Raw genomic sequence first — 6,247 nt, forward strand, 5'->3', positions numbered from 1 at the left:
CCCCCCCGGAGCCGTGATCAGTTCAGCGCGTCCTCGAGGAGCTGGTCCGCCTCGGCGGCAGCCTCCTTGRCGTCCGCACCGGTGGCGAGCTTCTGGAAGAAGTCCTCCAGGATGCGGTCACCCTCGACGTCGGCCCACTTCTCGGCCGCCGGCGTGAGCTTGGCGTTGAGCGCGGCGGCGACAGCGGCCTGGGCGTACACGTCGTCACCCATCGAGGCGGCGTACTCCGTGTTGCCCGGGATCAGGCCGTTCTCGCCGAGCATGTTCTGGAACTCCTCGGTGAACATGATCCGCACGAGGCTCTTGGCCAGCTCGGGGTGCTTGGACTTCGCCGCGATGGCGATGTTCGAGCCGCCGGCGAAGCCGTTCGCGTAGGAGCCCTCGTCCAGACCCGGCAGCGCGAAGACACCGGTGTGCTCCTCGTTGCAGGCCTGCTGCTCGCCGCGCAGCGCCTTGGCCGCGTCCGACGTGTCGTCGGGGTCGACGGCCTTGTTGCAGGCGGGCAGGTCGATGCTCCACCGTGCCCACGTCGGCGCGGAGAACATGGCCGACTGGCCCGCGTTGAACGGCACCCACGGGTCGGCGGAGTCGCTGTCGGCCGGCGCGTTGGTCGCGTTGGCGAACAGGTCCTGGACCTCCTCGAGGCCCTTGATCGACTCCGGCGAGGAGAGCGCGCCCTTCCAGGAGTCGCCGTCCTTGACCGCCAGGTCACCGCCGTTGGTGTAGATCCACGCGGCGCCGTTGTACCAGTCCTGGCCGGGGAACCAGAAGCCCGACTGGGTGTCGGACTGCAGCTTCTTGGCGGCCTCGCTGAAGTCGGCGAGCGTGGTGGGGACCTCGATGCCCGCCGCGGCGAACGCGTCCTTGTTGTAGAACACGGCGCGTGCGCCGGAGTAGTACGGAGCGGCGTAGAACTTGCCGTCCGCGCTGCCTGCGTCGACGAAGCCCTGGAGCAGCTTCTCGCCGCCGAGCTCGTCGTACATGTCGGTGATGTCGGCGAACGCGCCGGCGTAGGTGAAGGTCGGCGACTGCGTGTTGCCGATCTCGACCACGTCGGGCGTCTGGTCGGCCGAACCCAGCGCGGTCTGGAGGCGCGGCACGAGGCCGTTCCAGTCCTGCTCCTCGATGACGAGCTTCGAGCCGGGGTTCTCCGACTCGAACGTCGTCGTCAGGTACTCACGCAGGGCGTCCGGGGTGTCGGCACCGTTGAGCCAGAGCTTGATCGTGGCGGGCTCGGGCGTGCCGGTGCTCGCGCTCGGCGTGTCGCCGGCGTCGTCGCCGGTGCCACAGGCGGTGAGCGTGAGCGCGGCCGCCACGCCGACGGCCGCGAAACGTAGGATCTTCACGTTGGGGTTCCTCCCGTGAGCGAGGCGAGCGCCGGACGGCGCCGCCGGGTGGTTCTTCCGACCTGCAGTGGGCCGGCTGGGGGTCGTCACGAGACCCCCAGCTGGCCTGACAGGACCAGGACTGCCGCGCCAGCGAGAGCCCCGTCCTCGTCGAGGGATCCCATCCGCAGTGCCAGTCCGTGCCCGATGACGGGCATCGTGCGTGCGCGGACGGTGGCCAGCGCCGACTCGCGCAGAGGACCGTCCAGCAGCTCCGGGGGGCCGGAGAGCAGGACCTCCGCGAGGTCGAGCGCACTGACGACGGGTGCGAGGGCGATGCCCAGCAGCCGTCCGACCGACGCCAGGGCGGCGTCGGACTCTTCGGGGGTGAGGCCGGCGGTCCGGCGGCGCAGGGCCGGGACGCTCAGCACGGTCTCGAGGCAGCCGGTGCGGCCGCACGCGCAGTCCAGCGGGGGCTCGTCGCGCGCGTCGCCGTCGACGACGGTGACGTGCCCGATCTCCCCGGCCGCGTGGTGCCGGCCGAGCACGAGGGCGCCGTCCACGACGATGCCGGCGCCGACGCCCTCGCCGATGGTGAGGACCATGCAGCCGGAGCCCGCCGCGTTGCCGTAGGTGAACTCGCCGAGCGCCCGGGTGTTGGCGTCGTTGGCCACGTGCACCGGGACGCCGAGGCTCTCAGTGAGGTTCGCCGCCAGGGGCAGGTCGTACCAGCCACGGTTGGGCGCCTGGACGACCCTGCCGTCGAGGTCGATGACGCCCGGGGAGGCGATGCCGACGCCGATGACCGGGCGGGTCGCGGCGGCGAGCAGCTCCTGGCACAGGCTCTCGAGCAGCTCGGCAGCGGGCTGCCCGGTGCGCCCCTCGAGGGCGACCGACCGACGGACGACGACCGCGCCGACGAGCGTCAGCACGGCACCAAGCAGGTGCGTGTCGTTGGTGAGGTCCACGGCGACGATCTGGAACGCCTCGGTCCGCATCCCGACCAGCGTGGCCGGCTTGCCGACCTTGCCCTCGACGCGGACGCCCAGCTCCTCGACGAGCCCCTCGGCGATCAGCGCGGCGACCATCCCCGACACCGTGACGCGCGTCAGCCCGGTGCTGCGGGCGATGTCCGCGCGAGAGGCCGGGCCGATGTGGAAGAGGTGCGCGAGCACCAGGGACCGGTTGTGCGCACGCGCGTGCTCGGGCAGCACCTTGCCCGTCGGGCGCAGCGCCCGACCGACTCCGTGTGCCGCCGCGAGGGGCTGCGTGGTCGTTGTCACGTTTGTTAGTAGACCTTCCTTACAAATCTGAGTCAACCCCGGATTGTGACCGTGACCACATCGTGACCGGACGTTCACCCGCCCGACTCGTGGGACGACGAGGGCGGAAACGATTCAACGTGACCTGCGCGAACGCGCGGAACAGGCGATGAGGTCGATGCGTTCGCCCAGACATGGAACTCGGCCTGTACACGTTCGGTGACGTCCACCCCAACCCCGTCAGCGGGGCGAAGGTCTCCCCCGGTCAGCGGATCCGGGAGGTGCTCGAGCGGGTGAGGCTGGCCGAGGAGGTCGGCCTCGACTATGTCGGCATCGGCGAGCACCACCGTCCCGACTACGCGATCTCGTCGCCGTCCACGGTCATCGCGGCCGCGCTCGCGCAGACGTCCCGGATCACCGTCGGCAGCGCCGTCACCGTGCTCTCCACCGAGGACCCCGTGCGGGTGTACCAGCAGTTCACGACCATGGACCTGCTCTCCGAGGGTCGTGTCGAGCTGCTCGCCGGCCGTGGCTCCTTCATCGAGTCCTACCCCCTGTTCGGGGCCTCGCTCGACGACTACGACGCGCTCTACGACGAGAAGATCCAGCTGCTCCTGAAGCTCGACGAGGACGAGCGCATCACGTGGCAGGGGCGGTTCCGGCCCGCCCTCGACGACGCCCTGGTGCTCCCCCGGCCGTTCGACCACCCCGGCCGCGGGCACCACCTGCAGATCGCCGTGGCCACCGGCGGCAACCCGCAGTCGTCGGTCCGCGCCGGCGTGCTCGGGCTGCCGATCAGCTACGCGATCATCGGCGGCCAGCCCGCCCAGTTCGCGCCCCTGGTGGACCTCTACCGGCGCGCGCACGAGCAGTCGGGGCACGACGAGTCGTCGCGGTTCGTGTCCGTCGCCGGGATGGGGTTCGTCGCGCAGGACGGGAAGGCGGCGCGCGACTACTTCTACCCGTACTGGCTGGAGTCCATGCGCCGGATCTCGTCGGAACGCGGGTTCCCGATGCCCAACCGGATCTCCTACGAGTCGCAGGCGGCGCGCGGCGGCGCCTACTTCATCGGTGAGCCCGAGCAGATCGCCGAGCGGATCGTCGCGCTGCACGAGGTGCTGCACCACGACCGGCAGGCGTTCCAGATGGACCTGTCCGGGGTGCCGCAGAAGGAGTCGCTCCGGTCGATCGAGCTGCTCGGGACGCAGGTGGCTCCCCTGGTCCGTGAGGCGCTGGGTCAGCCGTCCATGCGCCCCGACTCGTAGGCCCACATCGCCAGCTCGACGCGGTTCCGGGCGGCGAGCTTGTCCATGAGGCTGCCGAGGTGCGTCTTCACGGTGCTCAGGCTGATGTGCAGCTCGTCGGCGATCTCGGCGTTGGTCCGGCCGCGCGCGACCGTGACCAGCACCTCCTCCTCGCGGCCGGTCAGCGGGACGACCGGCTGGGCCACCCGGCTGCGGGACCCGGCGGCCGCGAAGGTGGCGAGCAGCCGCACCGTGACGTTCGGCGCGATGAGCGCGTCCCCGGCGGCCGCTGCGTGCACGGCCTGGACCAGCAGCTCCGGGCCGGCGTCCTTGAGCAGGAAGCCCCGCGCGCCGGCCCTGAGCGCCCCGTGCACGTACTCGTCGAGGTCGAAGGTCGTGATCACGACGACCGCGAGCGGGTCCGCGACGTCGGGGCCGGCGAGCAGCCGGGTGGCCTCGATGCCGTCCATCTCCGGCATCCGGATGTCGAACAGGCAGACGTCCGGACGCAGCCGGCGGGCGAGCGAGACCGCCTGGCGACCGTCCGCGGCCTGACCGACCACCTCGATGCCGGGCTGCGCATCGAGGATCATCGCCAGCCCGGTGCGCACGATCTCCTGGTCGTCCGCGACCAGCACCCGGACCGTCACGCGGCCGCCCCCGCCCTGGGCAGCACCGCAGCCACCGTCCAGCCGCGGTCCGGACCGGGGCCGGCGTCGAGCGTGCCGCCCAGGAGGATGGCGCGCTCCGTCATGCCGACGATCCCGTACCCGGTCCCGCCGCGACCCTGCAGCTCGCCGTCGTCCGCGACCGTGAGGCGGACGCGCTCGTCGTCGGCAGCGACCCGGACGGTCACCCGCGAGGCGTGCCGGGCGTGCCGGACGGCGTTGGTCACCGACTCCTGGGCGAGCCGGTACAGGGCGGCGCCGACCGCCGGCCGCAGGTCGTCGAGGTCCCCGGCGAGCTCGACCTCCACCCGCGGCGGGCCGCTGACCGCGCGGGCCAGACGCTCGATGTCGGCGACCCCGCGCTGCGGCGTGAGGTCAGCGGCACCGTCGTCCCGCAGCGCGCCGACCATGAGGCGCATCTCCGTGAGGGCGCGGGACGCCTCGGTCTCGATGACCCGGAGCGCGTCGACGGCGGCGGCCGGGTCGATCGCAGCCACCACGCGACCCGCCTGTGCGCGCACCGCGATCGCCGAGACGTGGTGCGCCACCGTGTCGTGCAGCTCCCGGGCCAGCTGCTCCCGCTCGCGCACGCGCACCTGGTCCCGCTCGCGCAGCCGGGAGCCGGCGCCGGCCCGGACCCCGGCACCGATGGCCGCAGGCGACAGGACGAACGCGACCTCGATGATCGCGTCGGGCACGACCGTGTACGTGCTGGCGACCCCCAGCGCCGCACTGAGCGCCACGAGCGGCAGCCCGAGCACGATCTCTCGACCGCTCCCCCAGCGGCACAGCGCATACGGCAGGACGAGAACGCAGGCCGAGGTGTAGAGGGCGACCTCGCCGGCCCCGGAGACCAGCGCCGCGACGTCGACGAGGGTCAACGTGCCGAACACCCCGGCCACCACGGCCAGCGGGTGGGTGCGCCGCCAGAGCAAGGACACGACGATCACCAGAGTGACGGCCAGGGCCACGGGACGCCACGTCACGTCCTGGCGCAGCGCGGCCTCGAGGACCGCGGTCGGCACGAGCACGCCGACGAGCACCCAGTCCCGCCACACCCGCGCGGGCGCGCCGGGCGCACGGGGGGCGGTCCACAGGGGACGCAGGGCCGCGATCATGTCTCGCAGCCTAGGGATCCGCGCTGCTCAGCGGCTCGGCCGAACGGTCGAGGACCCCCTCGGACCCGAGGCCCACCCGAGCGCACCGCGGTGGCGCACCGACTCGGTCGCCCGGAGCACCCCCTCGGCCAGCGCCGCACGGACGTCCACCCCGCGGGCGAGGGCTGCCGCGGTCGCCCCGTGCAGCACGTCACCTGCCCCGAGGGTGTCGACGACCTCCGACGCAGGCACCTCGGGCGGCAGCAGGACGGACGACGTCCGCGCACCCCCGGCGCTCGTCGCGAGGATGCGGACGGGACCCCCGCCCGCCGACTGCGCGACGAACCGTGGGCCGAGCTCCGCGACCGCGTCGAGCACCGCGTCGCCCCGCGCCGCCCCGGGGACTGCGAAGTCGGCGGACAGGACCGCGTGGTCGACGTCGGCGATCAGCTCCTCCAGCCCCGGCTTCCAGCTGCCCCCGTCGAGCAGCACGGGGATGCCGCGGGCGTGCCCGGCGGCGGCGACCAGACGAGCGGCGCCCAGGTGGTGCCCGTCCACGAGCACGGCCGTCGCGCGAGCGAGCACCTCGTCGACGACGGCGTCGGCCGCGCTCGCCAGGTCGCCCGCCCCCGTCGCGTTCACGGAGACGAC

6 protein-coding genes are annotated in these 6,247 nt (G+C 73.0%); 1 reads left to right on the plus strand and 5 read right to left on the minus strand.

The genetic code is table 11. The annotated features are described in order from the left end of the window. Window positions 1–17: 17 nt before the first annotated feature. The gene (locus AC1DUQ_RS03320; protein WP_477073384.1) at window positions 18–1,346 is read right to left on the minus strand and encodes an extracellular solute-binding protein; all 1,329 of its coding nucleotides are present in this window, start codon (window positions 1,344–1,346) and stop codon (window positions 18–20) included. An 86-nt stretch (window positions 1,347–1,432) separates the two neighbouring features. Continuing rightward, window positions 1,433–2,608 carry an ROK family transcriptional regulator gene (locus tag AC1DUQ_RS03325; protein ID WP_477060776.1) on the minus strand — a complete coding sequence of 392 codons (1,176 nt, stop codon included), beginning with the start codon at window positions 2,606–2,608 and terminating at the stop codon, window positions 1,433–1,435. Window positions 2,609–2,781: 173 nt separating this feature from the next. On the opposite strand from AC1DUQ_RS03325, the gene AC1DUQ_RS03330 reads away from it, so the two are divergent. Then, window positions 2,782–3,852, plus strand: a complete 1,071-nt coding sequence (locus AC1DUQ_RS03330) for an LLM class flavin-dependent oxidoreductase (protein ID WP_477060775.1) — start codon at window positions 2,782–2,784, stop codon at window positions 3,850–3,852. Here the strand turns inward: AC1DUQ_RS03330 and AC1DUQ_RS03335 are convergent. The 3 genes from AC1DUQ_RS03335 to AC1DUQ_RS03345 form a co-directional block, all read right to left on the minus strand. Continuing rightward, window positions 3,825–4,481, minus strand: a complete 657-nt coding sequence (locus AC1DUQ_RS03335) for a response regulator transcription factor (RefSeq protein ID WP_477060774.1) — start codon at window positions 4,479–4,481, stop codon at window positions 3,825–3,827. The two genes, AC1DUQ_RS03330 and AC1DUQ_RS03335, sit on opposite strands and share 28 nt — an antisense overlap. Continuing rightward, a complete protein-coding gene (locus tag AC1DUQ_RS03340) occupies window positions 4,478–5,617 on the minus strand; it encodes a sensor histidine kinase (RefSeq protein WP_477060773.1) in 1,140 nt (379 codons plus the stop codon). Before AC1DUQ_RS03340 ends, AC1DUQ_RS03335 begins: the two co-directional genes overlap by 4 nt. Window positions 5,618–5,644: 27 nt before the next feature. Then, window positions 5,645–6,247 (minus strand): PfkB family carbohydrate kinase (locus AC1DUQ_RS03345; protein ID WP_477073385.1); only part of this gene is annotated, 603 nt, incomplete at its 5' end.

The sequence above is a fragment of the Cellulomonas sp. P4_B5_2 genome, from assembly GCF_056402235.1.

Bases quoted from the DNA above. Each gene is read 5' to 3' on its own strand.
- AC1DUQ_RS03330 (WP_477060775.1), top strand. From the start codon at position 2,782: ATGGAACTCGGCCTGTACACGTTCGGTGACGTCCACCCCAACCCCGTC.
- AC1DUQ_RS03340 (WP_477060773.1), bottom strand. From the start codon at position 5,617: ATGATCGCGGCCCTGCGTCCCCTGTGGACCGCCCCCCGTGCGCCCGGC.